This is a genomic window from Odoribacter sp. (assembly GCF_985060555.1).
The window spans coordinates 1-15,624 of record NZ_CFKYFN010000075.1 but is presented as its reverse complement, the minus strand read 5'-3'; the positions used below and the strand labels follow the sequence as shown (position 1 = coordinate 15,624).

Annotated in this window: 15 protein-coding genes; 5 read left to right on the top strand and 10 right to left on the bottom strand. The window is 44.9% G+C overall.

The genetic code is table 11. The features are described 5' to 3' along the window. Window positions 1-177 precede the first annotated feature (177 nt). Both nagB and AC5RDS_RS10125 read left to right on the top strand, forming a co-directional pair. Window positions 178-2,127, top strand: coding sequence for a glucosamine-6-phosphate deaminase (gene nagB, locus AC5RDS_RS10130; RefSeq protein ID WP_013612450.1), 1,950 nt, complete (start codon window positions 178-180; stop codon window positions 2,125-2,127). Window positions 2,128-2,237: 110 nt separating this feature from the next. Beyond that, a complete protein-coding gene (locus AC5RDS_RS10125; protein ID WP_013612451.1) occupies window positions 2,238-3,128 on the top strand; it encodes a nucleotidyltransferase family protein in 891 nt (296 codons plus the stop codon). A gap of 62 nt (window positions 3,129-3,190) precedes the next feature. Here AC5RDS_RS10125 and AC5RDS_RS10120 read toward each other — a convergent pair whose 3' ends face one another. From AC5RDS_RS10120 to AC5RDS_RS10110, 3 genes are all read right to left on the bottom strand, one after another. Continuing rightward, window positions 3,191-3,559, bottom strand: coding sequence for a heavy-metal-associated domain-containing protein (locus tag AC5RDS_RS10120; RefSeq protein WP_013612452.1), 369 nt, complete (start codon window positions 3,557-3,559; stop codon window positions 3,191-3,193). Between the two features lie 44 nt (window positions 3,560-3,603). Then, window positions 3,604-5,877, bottom strand: a complete 2,274-nt coding sequence (locus AC5RDS_RS10115) for a TonB-dependent receptor (RefSeq protein ID WP_013612453.1) — start codon at window positions 5,875-5,877, stop codon at window positions 3,604-3,606. A gap of 87 nt (window positions 5,878-5,964) precedes the next feature. Beyond that, window positions 5,965-6,393: a hypothetical protein gene (locus tag AC5RDS_RS10110; protein WP_013612454.1), complete on the bottom strand. Its 429-nt coding sequence runs from the start codon at window positions 6,391-6,393 to the stop codon at window positions 5,965-5,967. Window positions 6,394-6,540: 147 nt separating this feature from the next. Between AC5RDS_RS10110 and AC5RDS_RS10105 the strand changes: the two genes are divergently transcribed. The 3 genes from AC5RDS_RS10105 to AC5RDS_RS10095 are packed head-to-tail and all read left to right on the top strand — an operon-like array spanning window position 6,541 to window position 10,145. Next, window positions 6,541-7,698 carry a TlpA disulfide reductase family protein gene (locus AC5RDS_RS10105; protein WP_013612455.1) on the top strand — a complete coding sequence of 386 codons (1,158 nt, stop codon included), beginning with the start codon at window positions 6,541-6,543 and terminating at the stop codon, window positions 7,696-7,698. Between the two features lie 42 nt (window positions 7,699-7,740). Continuing rightward, window positions 7,741-8,568: a UDP-2,3-diacylglucosamine diphosphatase gene (locus AC5RDS_RS10100; protein ID WP_013612456.1), complete on the top strand. Its 828-nt coding sequence runs from the start codon at window positions 7,741-7,743 to the stop codon at window positions 8,566-8,568. A gap of 44 nt (window positions 8,569-8,612) precedes the next feature. Continuing rightward, on the top strand, window positions 8,613-10,145 hold the full coding sequence (locus AC5RDS_RS10095; RefSeq protein WP_013612457.1) for a YifB family Mg chelatase-like AAA ATPase: 1,533 nt from the start codon (window positions 8,613-8,615) through the stop codon (window positions 10,143-10,145). Between the two features lie 19 nt (window positions 10,146-10,164). On the opposite strand, the gene AC5RDS_RS10090 is transcribed toward AC5RDS_RS10095, so the two are convergent. The 7 genes from AC5RDS_RS10090 to rpsT form a co-directional block, all read right to left on the bottom strand. Then, the gene (locus AC5RDS_RS10090; protein ID WP_013612458.1) at window positions 10,165-10,842 is read right to left on the bottom strand and encodes an inorganic pyrophosphatase; all 678 of its coding nucleotides are present in this window, start codon (window positions 10,840-10,842) and stop codon (window positions 10,165-10,167) included. 18 nt (window positions 10,843-10,860) lie between these two features. Continuing rightward, a complete protein-coding gene (lpcA, locus tag AC5RDS_RS10085) occupies window positions 10,861-11,442 on the bottom strand; it encodes a D-sedoheptulose 7-phosphate isomerase (protein WP_195360434.1) in 582 nt (193 codons plus the stop codon). Window positions 11,443-11,468: 26 nt separating this feature from the next. Then, on the bottom strand, window positions 11,469-12,425 hold the full coding sequence (locus AC5RDS_RS10080) for a hydrogen peroxide-inducible genes activator (protein ID WP_118122162.1): 957 nt from the start codon (window positions 12,423-12,425) through the stop codon (window positions 11,469-11,471). Window positions 12,426-12,447: 22 nt separating this feature from the next. After that, complete coding sequence (gene dnaJ / locus AC5RDS_RS10075) at window positions 12,448-13,596, bottom strand: molecular chaperone DnaJ (RefSeq protein ID WP_013612461.1); 1,149 nt, start codon at window positions 13,594-13,596, stop codon at window positions 12,448-12,450. Between the two features lie 97 nt (window positions 13,597-13,693). Further along, entirely contained in the window at window positions 13,694-14,269 is a 576-nt protein-coding gene (gene grpE, locus AC5RDS_RS10070; RefSeq protein ID WP_013612462.1) for a nucleotide exchange factor GrpE, read from the bottom strand. A gap of 191 nt (window positions 14,270-14,460) precedes the next feature. Beyond that, window positions 14,461-15,177: a RadC family protein gene (gene radC, locus AC5RDS_RS10065; protein ID WP_013612463.1), complete on the bottom strand. Its 717-nt coding sequence runs from the start codon at window positions 15,175-15,177 to the stop codon at window positions 14,461-14,463. A gap of 105 nt (window positions 15,178-15,282) precedes the next feature. Next, window positions 15,283-15,534 carry a 30S ribosomal protein S20 gene (rpsT, locus tag AC5RDS_RS10060; protein WP_013612464.1) on the bottom strand — a complete coding sequence of 84 codons (252 nt, stop codon included), beginning with the start codon at window positions 15,532-15,534 and terminating at the stop codon, window positions 15,283-15,285. Window positions 15,535-15,624: the final 90 nt, after the last annotated feature.

Here is a 15,624-nt window from a genome sequence, read left to right as displayed (position 1 = left end):
GACCTGTTACACGAGGATCTGTCACTTCTGAAAAATAATTAGAGGTATTCATTTTGCAATGATAAACTTTTTAGAGGAATTTTGGTGCGGTCGCCCTGAAGCCGCTCCCGGATACATGAAAAATACCAAAGTTTTATTAACTTTGCCAGTTGACATTATAAATTTAAACCCAACCTTATGATCACCAAAAACTATATAGCGAAAGGAGAAGGCGCCAACCGTTTCGAGAAAGTGCCGGTCCGTATTTATGAAAAACCTTCCGAAGCCGTTAAAGCGGTAGCCCGGGAAATTGCCGATCTGATCCGTACGAATGCGGATAAAAGCGAAAAATGTGTCCTCGGATTAGCGACCGGTTCATCGCCGATCAAACTCTATGAAGAACTGGTCCGCATGCACCGTGAGGAAGGCCTGTCGTTCAAAAATGTAGTCAGTTTCAATCTGGACGAATACCTGCCTATGCCTAAAGAATCGGAGCAAAGCTACCATTATTTCATGCACCATCACTTATTCGACCATATCGATATCGACCCGAAAAATATTCATATTCCGGACGGAACCTTAAAAGCGGAAGAGATAGAAAACTTTTGTAAGGAATACGAACGGCAGATCGAGGCCGCCGGAGGTATCGACATTCAAGTGCTCGGAATCGGCCGCACAGGCCACATCGGTTTCAACGAACCCGGTTCGCCGCTGACTTCGAAAACCCGGATGGTATATTTAGACGATCTGACGATCAAGGATGCTGCAGGAGATTTCGGCGGCATGGAAAATGTGCCGTCCCGCGCCATTACCATGGGAGTGGGTACGATTATGAAAGCCCGGAAAGTAATACTCCTGGCTTGGGGTGAGAAAAAAGCTTCTATCATCAAAGCTACGGTCGAAGGTAGTGTTTCGGATGCTGTCCCTGCCACTTTTCTGCAAGTACATCCGAACGTACAGTTCGTCATCGACGAAAGTGCAGCCGAAGAACTGACGCGTGCCAATCAACCCTGGTTGGTCAGCAAAGTACAATGGAACGACAAGCTGATCCGAAAAGCCGTCATCTGGCTGTGCCAGAAAGTGAAAAAGCCGATCCTGAAAGTAGAAAACAAAGACTACATCGACAATGGGATGACCGATCTGATCAAGACTTTCGGTTCGGCCAATAAAGTAAATATCCAGGTATTCAACGACCTGCAACACACCATTACAGGTTGGCCGGGAGGCAAACCCAATGCAGATGATTCTACCCGTCCCGAAAGAGCCTATCCTTATCCTAAACGAATCCTGATCTTCAGTCCCCATCCAGACGACGACGTCATCTCTATGGGAGGTACTTTCGCCCGGTTGGTAGAACAAGGTCACGAAGTGCATGTCGCTTACCAAACCTCGGGCAGCATCGCTGTTTTCGACGATTATATCTATCAGCAAATGGATATCGCCACCTCTTTTACTAAACTGGTGGACGGGGATTTACCGGCCATGGAAAACGCATTTTTACAAATAAAACAAGCTATCGCTAACCGCAAACCGGGAGACGAGGAAGCACGGTATCTATTGCAATTCAAGGCCGCCCTTCGCCGGGCAGAAGCCCGCGGAGCCTGCCGTTTTATCGGTGTCCCTGAAGAACGGGTACACTTCCTGAACCTCCCCTTCTATGAAACCGGGAAAGTGAAAAAGAACCCGCTATCGCAAGCCGATGTCGATATTATCGTCGATCTTTTACGGAAAGTACAACCCCATCAGATCTATGCTGCGGGTGACTTAGCCGATCCGCACGGGACACACGGAGTCTGTCTGGATGCGATTCTCCGTGCCTACAACATCATCGACCGGGACGAGTGGTTTAAAGATTGTAACACCTGGTGGTATCGCGGCGCGTGGATGGAATGGGAAGTAGAAAAAGTAGACATGGCGGTTCCGATCAGTCCGGCAGAATTGTCTATCAAACGGAAAGCGATCTACAAACACGGTTCACAAAACAACGGACCGGCATTTCCGGGAGATGATCCGCGTGAATTCTGGCAACGGGCGGAAGACCGTAACCGGAATACAGCGGATTTGTACAACCGTTTGGGTATGGCCGAATATGAAGCAATGGAGGTTTTTACCCGGTATAAGCACGACCACGGAGACTCTCTGAAATAAAATTTACCAGACCGGAACGGCAGATTCGTAAATGAATTTTAGGTTAAATCTTTAATCTTTTTATAACTTTGTCGGCTCACAACACTGACACTTATAAAAATAGTATAATCATGAAAAGAAAAACTACACTCTTAGTGATGGCAGCCGGCATGGGTTCCCGTTTCGGAAGTCTGAAACAGATTACTCCTCTCGGACCGCACCAGAAGGCTTTGCTGCACTATACCATTTATGACGCAGTTCATGCGGGATTCGATAAGATCGTTTTCGTTATCCGCGAAAGTTTCGCCAAAGAATTTATCGATTTTGTAGGGAAATATGCCGAAGGATTGGTAGAAACCGCTTATTGCTATCAAAGTATGGATAAACTACCGGGAGGAATGCCGCCCATCGAGCGCGAGAAGCCGTGGGGTACGGCACATGCCATCTGGAGTGCCAAAGAAGTAATCGATGAACCTTTTGCCGCCCTGAATGCCGATGATTTTTACGGTAGCGATGCTTTTGTAAAAGCCCACGATTTCCTGGCCAACGAAGCAACGGACCAAGAGTTCGGCCTGGTCGGTTACCGTCTGGCTTCTACCCTATCGGAAAACGGCACTGTTTCACGAGGGATCTGTGAAACCGACAGCCATCACCACCTGACTGCCGTTACGGAATGTACGAAAATCGGCAGACAGGCAGACGGAAGCATCAAAGACGAAGAGACCGGAAAAACACTGAATGCCGACGATCTGGTATCTATGAATTTCTGGGCCTTTACTCCTAAAATTTTCGAAGAAATCGAAAGACAGTTCGTCGAATTTTACCCGGCTAACAAAGATAATCTGAGATCAGAATTTTATATTCCCAAAGTAGTGGATAAAATGATCAAGGATCAAATTGCCGATGTAAGGGTACTGAAAACAACGGCTAAATGGTTCGGAGTCACTTATAAAGAAGATACCCCTTCTGTAAATGCAGCCCTTGCCGCTTTTGACAAGGAAGGAAAATATCTGGATATCTAAGTTCCGGATTGAGTTATTACGAAAGGAGGCAGACTAAAAAGTCTGCCCCTTTTTCTTTATTTTTATTTCGTTTTCCTCTCTTTTTCACAACAGGATTTTTCACACTTTTCGCCGGCTTGGGTTTTGGCAGAAGTGTTACTTTCTTCGATTCCTTTCACTTCGATGTTCAATTTCTCGATGGCTTTCTGCAAGTTTTCGGTGGTATTTTTGTCTTCGCGGAAAGTGACTGTGATGGTTTGAGTTTTCATATCCACTTTCAGGTCTTTCACTCCCTTTTCATAAGGGATATTCTTTTCTACTTTTGCTTTGCAAGATTCGCAATGCAGGTTGGCATTAAAAATGACGGTTTTCTCATTCTTTTTCTGAGCATTTACACTCATGGCAGCTGACAATACTACTACCATTATCAAAACTAATCGTACTACTTTCATGGTTCCTAGTTTTAAATTTATGTATCAAAGTTAATAAAACAATATTATTCCCGGTCTAATCCGAAGCGAAGGCCGAGATAAAATTTACGTCCGTGTACAGGACCCCAAATTTTCGAAGAGTCGAAAGCGTCACTCCAGGGACGGTCGGCAGCCAGGATAGGATGTTTTTGGGTGAAATCACCGATATTTTCACATCCGGCATAAATACTCCATTTACGGAAAAACTTGGAAATCTGGGCATTCATGATACGGAAAGAATCGAAACGATCCGCTTGTCCTGAATTTTCTGACACAGGAACGGGAATACGTCCCGGACCGTTGAATTGAGTGGTGAAATCGAATTGCCATTTCTTCATATTGGTGTAATATGACAAATTCAACAAGCCTTTGTATTTACTTTGCAGCGGAGCCCTCAACAGACGGCCGCCCATCGTGGTCTTCACATCATTGTAACGATAAGCACCCAAAACGTCGAACCGGGGGATCAATTCGTATTTCACTTCCACCTGATAACAATTGGAGTAAGAATCACCGTCTAAGTTATAAAAATTGACTTTTCCTACCTGAGTCTCATTATCGGCCACGACCTGATCGGTAAAGTTCGTCCGGTAATAATCGAGGTTGATATTCAGTATACGGTCGAACAAGAGAAATTTGCGGTTCAACTGTACTCCGAAATTCCAGGCTTTTTCCATATCCAAACGATCTAATTCTTCGGGATGGGCTGCCAACAATTTATCGTTGACGTATACCGAATTGGCAGAAGCCAACAGATAACTGTTATCGGCCAGGATGTTGGCTGTCCGGGCACCGTGACCGGCAGACACCTTCAACATCGTAAAATCGTCGGGGGCATAAGCCAGATGTAAACGGGGAGTTACAAAACTACCGAAAATATTATGGTAGTCATAACGCAGTCCGGCCATTACGGTCAATTTTTGCCAGAAAAGTCCGGTATACTGGAAAAAAGCCCCTCCTACCCGTTCGTTACGATCGAAATCTACGGTTGCCGTCTTTTGACCGGAACCCACTAAATAGTCGTTGAAGGATTCATCATAACGATCGAAATTAAAGGACAACCCCGCAGAATATTTCTGATTTTCATTCTGTCCGAATATAGACTGAAAAATATAGTTAGAAAAAACAGTCTGCTGACGGGCTTGATAATCACGGGCGCCATAATATGAATCCTGATCGTGATCGGTATAATTCACCAAAATCGCCATACTGGTATTCTCGTACTGCGGCATCAGATAACCCAACTTCAAAAAGCCTTCATACCGGCGAGAGTCGATGCCGATCCCATACAAAGTACCCTCTCCATAGCTACCCCGCATTTCCTTCCTAAATCCTTTCTGCCCTCCCAGGCGGGTTTCGTCGAGGAGCTTCCCTCCGAATTGCAAAAACCAAGTATCGGTCTTATATTGCCAGCGATTCATCACATTGTATTGGGTCGTTTTAGGCATATCCAAAAAGCCATCGTGGTTTCCATCGTGTTCCATGGTCAGCCAATCCCCGTGAGCCAGGATGGCTGTGCTCCACTTGTCATTCAGACGGATGCCTGTATTGGCATTGAATTCGATCATCCCTTCACTATTCCCATAGGCATTGACAAAAATCTTTTCGCTCGTAGCAGGCTTTTTATAATCGACACTGATTTGTCCGGCAATCGCTTCATAGCCATTGATTACCGAACCGGCCCCCTTCGAAACCGAGATAGCGCTCATCCAAGGGCCTGGGACATAATTCAATCCGTATAATGCCGAAATCCCCCGAAAATTGGGCATATTCTCCGTCATCATCTGCACATATTTACCGGTCAGCCCCAACAACTGGATCTGTTTCGCCCCAGTCACAGCATCGGCATATGCCACATCTACCGAAGCATTGGTAGTGAAACTCTCTCCCAGATTACAACAAGCTGCTTTACACAATTCTTCGCCGGTGATCACCTGTTCGATCAGAGGCCCCCGGGTACTCATAATCGTCGTATTTCCCCGGGTGACCACTTTCACTTCATCGAGTACTTCTCCTGCCACCAATTCGATCTCGACCTGTTTATCCGTGCGTTTTACCGTAAGCGTATCGGTCCGGTACCCGATAAAGCTGGCGACCAAGCGCCCCGATTTATTCCATTTGATTTTAAAATGCCCTTCAGCATCCGTCACTACACCGTCTGTCGTTCCGGCCCAATAGACATTGGCCCCCGGCAAACCGACCTTTTTTCCATTCTCCTGCTCGACCACCCGTCCCTTTATATCCTGGGCATATCCTCCCAGAGAGGCACATAACAGTACCATTAAACTGAACAATTTCATTTTTACACTATTTACCTTATGATTGAAGATTAAAAATGACAACACACCTTATCCAAATCCATGGTCAGGACTGACCGGCAAAAGGTTTTAACAAAGGAAAGTACACAACGATTCCAGCGAGGGCGGAATCCCGGGAAACTTCCGGTAAAAAGCAAAGCCATCCTTTCCGTCCCGCACAGCAAGAATCTGTATCGTCATCTCCCAACCGCATTCAGGTAAGGTAAATACGGAAAGTTGCATTTGTAAACCCCGCTCTACCAATGAAGAATCGGTCACTTTATAAAAATCATGACGGGAAGAAGCATGACAACAATCTTTGCAAAATTGCCGTTCCCCCTGACAACAGCCACATTCCTCTTCGCAAGGACATGTGTTCTCTGCAGGCAGGACTCTGACTTCGAGATATGTGCGGTCCGAATGAATACAACCCGACTGAGTTACATTCACTCCAATCAATGCCATCCCGGTAATAAGCAGCACTAACGTATGCAATATCTGTTTGCCCAATTTCAACATCGTTTGCAAATATATTCTTTTCCTTTAGAAAGCAACAGAAAGAAATAATTCTTGACAGAATTTTAACTAATAGATTCCTTTTGTCCTAGCCGAAAAAAATTGTATTTTCGTACGATTAAAATCTAGTAATAACTAACCTTTTTCATCATGTTGAGAAAAAATATACGGTCGTCTGTATTTGTATTACTTGCATTGGCTGCCTGTACAAGTAAAAATAATGTTAAAATTACCGGAGGGATCAAGGAAGCCGAAAATCAAAAAGTGTACCTGGAGCAGTTAAATGTCGATCAAGCTGTCATCATCGACTCGACAAAAACCGACCGGTACGGACATTTCACCTTTAAAACAGCAACATCCCTCCCCACTTTCTATAATGTAAAAATCGGTCCGAAGGAATTTATTACTTTCATTGCTGAACCGGAAGATCATATCGAATTGAGCGGAACGTTGAACGGACTTTCCCAGAATTACTGGGTAGACGGATCTGAAAATTCCCTTTGGGTAAAGCTGCTGAATTTTCAACTGAACAATACTCATGTCATGATGGATTCACTGAAGAAAAGCTTTGCCGCCCTTCCTGCCGAAGCGACCAGCGAACGTCAAAAAATTGCAGCCGCCTGGGATTCGATCGTGAACAAACAAATTAACTTTTCGAAGGATTTTATCCTGAAGCATGCCATTTCGCCGGCTTCCTATTATGCCTTGTATCAGAAATTCGATCAGGATAATTTCATCCTGAATCCGGATAACGATTTGCATTCTTATAAAGTCGTCGCCTCTTCGATGAAAGCGATGTATCCGGAATCGCAATATACGAAAGCGATCCTGAATCATTTGGACCAAATCAACAAGGCGATCCAAAACATGAAAATAAAACAATTGATCAACAACAGCGAAGGATCACTGCCGGAAATCCATCTTCCGAATGCACAGGGGGACACCATTGCCCTTAGTTCGCTGAAAGGGAAATATATATTGCTCGATTTTACTGTCTTGAACAGCAAAGACGGAGTCGGCTATATTCAAGAAATGAAAAAGATCTACAACAAATTTAAAAACCGGGGAGTTCAGATTTATCAGGTTTGTCTGGATCCGAACAAACTTGCCTGGCAAAGTCTCGTAAAACAGTTGGATATCAATTGGATTTGTGTCTGGGATCCGGATGGTTTGAAAAGCCGTGCTGCTCAGATGTGGAACATACAACGTGTACCTGCCAATTATATTATCAACCCTAAATTTGAAATTGTCGGGAAAAATCTGGCAGGCCAACGCCTGGAAGACCGTTTGAACGACCTTTTAAAATAATTTAAAATTACTCACCCCAAGAGCGAGAAAGAGGCAGAATCGATGAAAATCAGTGAGCGAATCCCCCATACAGAGCATACCCTCCGGCTCCAGGCTGGAAAAAAGGTTTATTTCGTTTCCGATGTCCATCTGGGTGCTCCTGTATTGGATAATGACCGGGAACGGGAAAACCGCCTGATCCGTTGGCTCGACACCATCCGTCCGGATTGTGGCGAGTTGTTCCTGCTCGGGGATATCTTCGATTTCTGGTTCGAATACAAGCGGGCAGTACCCAAAGGGCATGTCCGCTTTCTGGCCAAGATATGCGAGTTTACGGACCAGGGCATACCTGTACATTTCTTTACGGGTAATCACGATATCTGGGCATTCGGTTATCTCCCGGAAGAATGCGGCGTGATCCTACATACTCACAATGAAATTTTCAGGATAGCCGGTAAGCGTTTCCTGATCGGACACGGAGATGCACTGAACCCACAGGATAAAGGATATCTATTCCTCTACCGTATTTTTCACAACCGTTTTTTACAACGGTGTTTCAGATGGCTACATCCGGATATCGGAATCCTGATTGCGCGGAAATGGTCGTCGCATTCCCGTCTGGAAAACGGCAAAATCGAAGCCGATGCATTCCGGGGAGCGGAAAAAGAAGAGATCGTTCGTTTTTGCCGGGAAGTGCTGCAAGGACAACATTTCGATTATTTCATTTTCGGACACCGGCATCTGCCTATCGATTTTACTCTTTCGCCAAGCAGCCGCTATATCAACACAGGGGACTGGATCACCTATTATAGTTTCGCCAGTTTCGACGGTCGGGAAGTAGTGCTCGAGACCGAAGATAAAAATCAGGATTTTCACTTTGATTTATTGTAAAATTATCTTAACTTACATACACTTAATCTTAAATCTGCGGTGTCATGTTAGTGAAGATATTTAGTGGTGCCGTCAATGGAATCGAGGCCACAACCATTACGCTGGAAGTTAACATCCTGAACGGTGCTAAATTTATCATTGTGGGCTTACCGGACAATGCGGTAAAAGAAAGTCAGCAACGGATCGATTCGGCCCTGCGGGAGATCGGTTCCCGGATTCCGGGCAAGCGGGTAATCATCAATATGGCTCCTGCCGATGTCAAAAAGGAAGGCTCTGCTTATGATCTCCCACTCTGTATCGGTATTCTGGCTGCCAACGAACAACTCTCGCCCGAAGGGCTGGAGAATTTTATGATGTTGGGAGAATTATCACTCGACGGAAGTTTGGTGGCGGTAAAAGGGGTACTTCCTATCGCTATCAATGCCAGGAGCGAGGGTTTCAAAAGCATTATCGTGCCGTTGGAAAATGCAAACGAAGCTGCTGTAGTCGAAGGTATACACGTCTATGGTTTCTCCCATATCCGGGAAGTCACCGATTTTCTGAACGGCAAACAGCAGGCAGAACCGTTCACCTTCGATCCGACCCTATCGGAAGTAACCAACGATCTTCTTTATGATTTTAAAGATGTGAAAGGGCAGGAAACCGTCAAACGGGCTTTGGAAATTGCAGCCGCCGGTGCTCACAACCTTCTGATGGTAGGAGCACCCGGCTCGGGGAAGACGATGCTTGCGAGGCGTTTACCGGGAATACTCCCTCCGATGACTGTCGAAGAGTCGCTGGAAACCACAAAAATTCATTCCGTCGCGGGAAAACTATCCCGGAATTGTTCGCTGATTACGACCCGGCCTTTCCGTTCACCCCATCATACAATCTCTCCGATAGCCCTGATCGGCGGAGGATCTTTCCCTCGTCCCGGTGAAATCTCTCTCGCTACGAACGGAGTTCTTTTCCTGGACGAGCTCACTGAATTTCAGCGCAATGTCTTAGAAGTTATGCGCCAGCCCCTGGAAGACCGGAAAATTACCATCAGCCGGGCCCGCTACAGTGTCGATTATCCGGCCAATTTTATGCTGATCGCTTCCATGAATCCTTGTCCCTGTGGTTATTATAACCATCCGACTAAAGAGTGTACCTGTTCGGGAAGTGCGATCCAGCATTATCTATCCAAAATTTCGGGTCCTCTGCTTGACCGGATCGATATGCATATCGAGGTTGTCCCGGTAGAACTGGAAAAAATTGCCGGAATACAAGAAGCCGACCCTAGTAGCGTAGTCCGGGCAAGGGTGATCACTGCCCGCAACATTCAAACGGAGCGTTTTAAAGATTATCCGGGTATCTACTGTAATGCCCAAATGTCCCCGCCTCTGCTGAAACGCTTTTGTCCGTTGGATAAACAATGCCTTTCTTTATTAAAAATGGCGATGCAGAAATTCGGACTTTCTGCACGGGCTTATGACCGGATTATCAAACTCTCCCGGACAATTGCCGACCTGGCAAGTTCGGACCATATCCTGCCGCAACATATAGCGGAGGCTATTCAATACCGAAGCCTGGACCGGGAATCGTGGGGGAGTTAAGGAAGGAGCAAGCCGTAAATCACACCCGGCTCAAAATATCCTCCAAACCTTCGAAATGGTTTTTATAGTCTTCCAGAGACCGGCGAATCACTTCATAAGCTTCTTCCCTGCCATAAACATGAGTAATCTCGACCTTACGCTGGCCTTCTTCACCCGGCATATCTTTATAGGTGAGGAAATAGTGTTTCAAACGGTCGACGACAATGTGCGGTAATTCGGAAATATCATTATATACGTTGTACGTAGCGTCGTGTTTCAACACAGCAATGATTTTATCGTCTGCCTCATTACCGTCGAGCATCCGGAAGCCACCGATCGGACGTACCCGGGCAATGATATCTCCGTGCGAGATAGTTCTTTCTGTCAGCACACAAATATCCAAGGGGTCACAGTCGCCCTGAATATCTGTTCGCTGCGTTTGCTGCATCGCATATTCGGCGACCAAACCACCGCAATAACTTTGCGGGATAAAGCCATAGAGAGCCGGTACCACATTCGAATACTTCTGAGGACGGTCGATCTTGATATATCCGCTGACTTTGTCCAATTCATACTTTACTGTATCTGTAGGTACCATTTCTATAAATGCAGTAACCACTTCCGGAGCATCGTCACCTACTTCCAAACCATGCCAAGGATGTGATTTATATCTCAATCCCATCAGACGAGCTATCGGGTCGTTAATCTTATTACCCATATTACTTTTGTGTTAAATTTATTTATTGGTGTTAAATAATGCTTGTTCGATATATTCAATCAAAATATGAATGATTTTGATGTGTATTTCCTGAATACGATCGCTATACTTATTCCAGGGTACTACGATAGTTATATCACATTTTTCTTTCATTTCTCCTCCTGTCTTTCCTGTCAGTCCGATCACCTTCATTCCTTTGACATGAGCAGTGTCGATGGCCTGTAGTATATTGGAAGAGTTACCGGAGGTACTGATCGCTAAGAGCACATCTCCCCGATCGCCCAAAGCCTCGAGGTATTTCGAGAAAACCGAGTCGAAACTCATATCGTTCGATACACAGGTGAAATGGGAAGGATCGGCAATTGCAATGGCCGGCAGGGCAGCCCGCTCATGACGGAAACGTCCCGTGAGTTCTTCGGCAAAATGCATGGCATCACACAAGGATCCTCCATTGCCACAACTAAACACTTTTCCCCCTTGCCGGAACATATCTACCAGCAGATCTCCGGCATTTTTTACTTGTCCGAGATTTTTCTCATCGGAAATAAAAGCTTCCAGCACCTGCTGTGCTTCTAAAAAACTATTTTTGATCAGATCCATAATTTCCTTTCCCCTCTATTTTAATATTATTCATTTTTTTCTACTTTCCACTCGACGATCATTCCCCTATCCCGCTTCAACATATGCGCAGGAACTACGGATTTAATCTCATCACAAAGCAAAGTTATCAAACGTTGTTTGGTGAAATGCCGGGAATAAATGACACTTACTTCGCGCAGAGGCTTCGTATTGGCAATAGACCTGACCTGTTTCTTTTTTTCGGGCGACATATATTGCAAGGCCAGTTCAGGAATCAAAGTGAAGCCTCCTTCCACATCTACAATCCGCATCAGCGTTTCGAGGGAATTACTTTCGAACTCGAAAGGCAGATTCTTATGCTGGCTCGCAGACATTTCACAAAGGTTGACGACCTGATTACGGAAACAGTGGCCATTTCCCAGCATCCAAATGTCAGACGTAACGATATCTTCATGCCCGACTTCTTTTTTCTTCAGCAATTCGCAATCAGGATGTGCATATACCAACATCTCTTCGTAGAATACGGGACGCTCGACAATTTTTTCGTCGTGGTAAGGGGTAACGAATAAGCCGACATCGAGTATATCACGTTTCAGCCGGCGAATGATCTCTTCGGAGACCAATTCTTCGACCTCGACTTTTACTGCCGGATATTTGCGGATATAGGGCCCGATGAAAACCGGTAACAGATAAGGAGCCAGTGTCGGTATGATTCCGATTTTCAGTGTTCCCTCGACCTCTTGCTGTTCTTCCTGAATGATCTCTTTTATCCGTTGCGTAGCGGATAAGGTCATACGTGCCTGTTCGATTAATTTTGCCCCGAGATCGGTCGGTACGACAGGTTGTCTCGAACGGTCGAAAATAATGACTCCCAGCTCATCTTCAAGCTTTTTTATCTGCATGCTTAAAGTGGGCTGGGTAACGAAACATTTTTCTGCAGCTGTAGCAAAATGACGATATTCATCGATAGCAACGATATATTCCAGCTGGGTCAGTGTGATCATTCAGGTCGTGTATTTGAGATTTTTATTCGAAAAAGTCTTTTACCTTGCGGAAAAATCCTTTTTTATTTTCGACATTGGACGGTTTCAAGAAGCTACGTTCTTTCAAATCCTCCATCGTTTTTTTATCCTCTTTAGAAAGATTTTTGGGAATCCAGACATTCACTTTGACCAACAAATCTCCTTTACCATACCCATTGATGTCGGGAATTCCTTTCCCTTTCAAGCGCAGGATTTTTCCGGGTTGTGTACCGGGTTCTATCTTCACTTTTACTTTCCCCTCGAGTGTCGGGATTTCGACGGAATCGCCCAATACAGCTTCGGGGAAACCGATGAAGGTATTATATAACAGATCGTTTCCATCGCGCACCAACTCGGGATGTTCGATTTCTTCGATCAATATGATGAGATCACCGTTTACTCCTCCCCGACGGGCAGCATTTCCTTTTCCACTCAAAGACAACTGCATGCCATCAGCCACTCCGGCCGGGATATTCAAGGTGATCACTTCTTCGGAAAGCTGAACACCTTCTCCGTTACAATGGGAACATTTCTCATTGATTATCTTGCCTTCTCCTTCACAAGTGGGACAAGTAGATGTCGTTTGCATGGCACCCAGGATGGTATTCTGTACCCGGGTGATCTGTCCGGTACCATGACAAGTGGAACAGGTGGAAAAAGAGTTACCGTCTTTTGCTCCGGTACCGTGGCAGTGGGTATCAGCAACATATTTCTTTACTTTGATTTTCTTTTCTACGCCTGTAGCCACTTCCTCCAGGGTCATCTTCACTTTCACTCTCAGGTTGGTTCCCCGATTTACCCGTCTGGCTGAACGTCCTCCGCCTCCAAAACCACCGAAGCCACCGAAACTACCGAAAATATCTCCGAAATGTGCGAAGATGTCGTCCATACTCATTCCTGCCCCGCCGAAACCTCCGGCTCCTGCCCCCATTCCGGCATGTCCGAACTGATCATAGCGACGGCGCTTTTCTTCATTACTCAATACATCATAAGCCTCTGCCGCTTCTTTAAATTTTTCCTCTGCTTCTTTATCTCCCGGGTTTCTGTCAGGATGATATTGTAAAGCGAGCTTCCGATAAGCTTTTTTTATCTCGGCCGCTTCAGCATTTTTAGCCACCCCCAACACTTCGTAATAATCTCTTTTTTCAGCCATTACTTTTATATTTGATTATAGGTTCCGGATTTGGGGTTACCGCTGTAATCCAAAATCCGAATTTCCAGACACACCTTCTGTTCCAATCGTGGATTTATTATTCACCGACAACTACTTTAGGAAAACGGATTACTTTATCATGTAAGGTATATCCTTTCTGAATGCAATCGACGACTTTTCCTTTCAACTCTTCGGCAGGAGCCGGAATCTTCGTTACCGCTTCCTGCAATTCAGGATCGAAATCGGTATGCAGGCATTCCATTTCTTTCACTCCCTGCTGAGATAAGAAATCCCTGAAGTTGGCATAGATCAATTCAACTCCTTCGCGTAAAGCCGGCACATCTTCGGCCGTTTCCATACTTTTCAGAGCTCTTTCGAAATTGTCCATAACAGGCAGGATTTTTTCCAGAATTTGTTCTCCTGCGTTCTTCGTCAATTCCATTCTTTCTTTAAGGGTACGTTTACGATAGTTATCGAATTCAGCCGACAAACGCAGGTATTTATCATTTATTTCAGACAATTTTTGTCCCAGTTCTTCTATTTTCTGGTCTTTATCTTCTTTTTTCGCTTTGGCGTGTTTTTCTTTGGTTTCTTTCTCTTCTTTTACATCCCCGGCGTTTACTTTATCTTTCAATTCTTCCTGTGCTTCAGTATCCTTTACATCTTTAGACATGGCGTTTATTTTAATTATTTACACTATCTTATCAACAAGTATTACGCAAATAGAGTATCCCCGGATACTATAAAAATTGCTAAAGCAAAACTAAGCAAAAACTTTGCCAATACCAAACCGCTGACAGGCGTGGTTGTCATTCTGTTAATGCGGCAGTTTTTGCTGACAATGTGGCACCCAAACCGGTCTGTTTATTGTTTTTTCCTGGAAAAGTTCAATTTGCCTTCATCGGCAAAACTGTAATAGGCATTTTCTCCGACGATAATGTGGTCATAGAGCTTAATATCGAGCAGTTGTCCTCCCTCATAGATTTTTCGGGTAATCAGCTCGTCGTATGTGCTAGGGACCAAAGAGCCTCCCGGATGATTATGGGCAATAACGATATAAGTGGCTTTCATGTCTAAAGCCCCCCGGAAAAGTAATCTGACATCGATCACCGTTCCGTCCATTCCTCCCGACGATAAGCATTCACATCCTTTCACCTGGTTGGAATGTGTCAGATAGATGACCCAAAATTCTTCATGATCCAAGTCTTCGATAAAAGAGCGGATATACCGATAAGCCTCCCTGCTAAAGCGGATCACCGATTTCATTCTTTTGGTCTCGGGCCGCCGACGCCGTCCGATCTCTATCGCTGCAACAATAGCAGTGGCCTTAGCCATGCCTACCCCTTTATACTTATTTATCAACTCCCTGACCGAGCGTCTGGCCAATTGGTTCAAGTCGTTGTTATTATCGGCGAGGATTCGCCGGGCCAACTCCAAAGCTGTCTCTCCTCCGACACCGGAACGAAGCAAAATAGCGAACAACTCACTGACCGAAAGCGCAGCAACACCCTTTGTAAGCAATTTTTCCCTAGGCAGTTCATCAGCAGCCCAGGAATTCATCGGTAGATACTGATCACCCATAACGCAAAAGTTTTAGATAAACAATTTACGAAAAATATGGGAGATAACAAAGAAAGGAGATGAGTTTTACTCATCTCCTGTATATCGGTTTAGAGAATAAACGAATTACAGTTTATTGACGTGCAAAGCCAATTTAGATTTCAAATTGGCAGCTTTATTATCATGGATAATATTTTTCTTTGCCAATTTATCCAGCATAGCAACTACTTTCGGCAGTAATTCAACTGCTACAGCACGATCAGTTACCATACGTAATTTTTTCACCGCATTACGGGTCGTTTTAGCATAATACCGATTATGTTCTCTTTTAGTTGCAGTCTGTCTGATTCTTTTTTCTGATGATTTATGATTTGCCATCTCTACAAATATAAAAATTCAACTTTTCAAGTAGTCTGTACGGGAATCGAACCCGTGTTACAAGAATGAAAATCTTGCGTCCTAACCCCT

Coding starts and splice junctions, on each gene's coding strand:
- grpE (WP_013612462.1), bottom strand. CDS start 14,269: ATGTCTAAAGATGTAAAGGATACTGAAGCACAGGAAGAATTGAAAGAT.
- AC5RDS_RS10095 (WP_013612457.1), top strand. CDS start 8,613: ATGTTAGTGAAGATATTTAGTGGTGCCGTCAATGGAATCGAGGCCACA.
- lpcA (WP_195360434.1), bottom strand. CDS start 11,442: ATGGATCTGATCAAAAATAGTTTTTTAGAAGCACAGCAGGTGCTGGAA.
- AC5RDS_RS10080 (WP_118122162.1), bottom strand. CDS start 12,425: ATGATCACACTGACCCAGCTGGAATATATCGTTGCTATCGATGAATAT.
- nagB (WP_013612450.1), top strand. CDS start 178: ATGATCACCAAAAACTATATAGCGAAAGGAGAAGGCGCCAACCGTTTC.
- dnaJ (WP_013612461.1), bottom strand. CDS start 13,596: ATGGCTGAAAAAAGAGATTATTACGAAGTGTTGGGGGTGGCTAAAAAT.
- AC5RDS_RS10090 (WP_013612458.1), bottom strand. CDS start 10,842: ATGGGTAATAAGATTAACGACCCGATAGCTCGTCTGATGGGATTGAGA.
- radC (WP_013612463.1), bottom strand. CDS start 15,177: ATGGGTGATCAGTATCTACCGATGAATTCCTGGGCTGCTGATGAACTG.
- AC5RDS_RS10100 (WP_013612456.1), top strand. CDS start 7,741: ATGAAAATCAGTGAGCGAATCCCCCATACAGAGCATACCCTCCGGCTC.
- AC5RDS_RS10110 (WP_013612454.1), bottom strand. CDS start 6,393: ATGTTGAAATTGGGCAAACAGATATTGCATACGTTAGTGCTGCTTATT.
- AC5RDS_RS10125 (WP_013612451.1), top strand. CDS start 2,238: ATGAAAAGAAAAACTACACTCTTAGTGATGGCAGCCGGCATGGGTTCC.
- rpsT (WP_013612464.1), bottom strand. CDS start 15,534: ATGGCAAATCATAAATCATCAGAAAAAAGAATCAGACAGACTGCAACT.
- AC5RDS_RS10120 (WP_013612452.1), bottom strand. CDS start 3,559: ATGAAAGTAGTACGATTAGTTTTGATAATGGTAGTAGTATTGTCAGCT.
- AC5RDS_RS10105 (WP_013612455.1), top strand. CDS start 6,541: ATGTTGAGAAAAAATATACGGTCGTCTGTATTTGTATTACTTGCATTG.
- AC5RDS_RS10115 (WP_013612453.1), bottom strand. CDS start 5,877: ATGAAATTGTTCAGTTTAATGGTACTGTTATGTGCCTCTCTGGGAGGA.